This is a genomic window from Mycolicibacterium arseniciresistens, assembly GCF_030519285.1.
In the GTDB taxonomy this organism is placed as follows: Bacteria; Actinomycetota; Actinomycetes; order Mycobacteriales; family Mycobacteriaceae; genus Mycobacterium; species Mycobacterium arseniciresistens.
In genome coordinates this window covers 1-703 of sequence record NZ_JAUMSQ010000570.1, presented here as the reverse complement: position 1 = coordinate 703, position 703 = coordinate 1, and the positions used below count along the sequence as shown (strand labels likewise).

Sequence of the window (703 nt, the reverse complement as noted above, 5' to 3'; positions counted from 1 at the left end):
GAGCACGGGCCGATCGGCACCGCGGTGCTGGCGTTCGGCGTGCTCGGCGACCAGGCCCGCGCCGAACGCGACCCGGCGCACGCCGCGGCGATCGTGCACACCGACTTCGTCGCCCAGGTCAGCCTGCTCACCGCACTGGCCGCCGCGATGCGGGACGTCGGTGCGGGCACCATCGTCACGTTCTCCTCGGTGGCCGGGGTGCGGGTGCGCCGCGCGAACTACGTGTACGGATCGGCGAAGGCGGGACTGGACGGGTTCTGCGCCGGCCTGACCGACGCGCTGCACGGTTCCGGGGTGCGGCTGCTGGTCGTGCGCCCGGGGTTCGTGATCGGCCGGATGACCGAGGGGATGTCACCCGCGCCGCTGCCGAGCACGCCCGCGCAGGTCGCCGATGCGACCGTGCGCGCGTTGCGGCGCGGGCGCAGCCACGTCTGGGTGCCGGGCGCCCTTCGGCTGCTCTTCTTCGCGTTGCGGCTGGTGCCGCGGCCGGTGTGGCGCAGGATGCCGCGATGACACCGATGAGCGCTCGCGCGAAGAGCCGAGGACACCGATGATCTATGTCGTGGGTGTCGGCGCCGACGGCATGGGTGGACTGGCGCCGGCGTCGGCGGCCGAACTGCGCCGCGCGACGGTGGTCTACGGCTCCGCCCGCCAGCTGCGCCTGCTCGACGAGTCGGTGGGCGCGCAGCTCCGGGAGTGGCCG

1 protein-coding gene and 1 pseudogene are annotated in these 703 nt (G+C 74.5%); both read left to right on the top strand.

Features of this window, described 5'->3' with window-relative positions; all coding sequences use genetic code 11:
• Positions 1-513 (top strand): SDR family NAD(P)-dependent oxidoreductase (locus tag Q2100_RS31550; RefSeq protein ID WP_302917164.1); only part of this gene is annotated, 513 nt, incomplete at its 5' end.
• Positions 514-550: 37 nt separating this feature from the next.
• Positions 551-703 (top strand): annotated as a pseudogene (locus Q2100_RS31545) (cobalamin biosynthesis bifunctional protein CbiET); the annotation flags it as partial.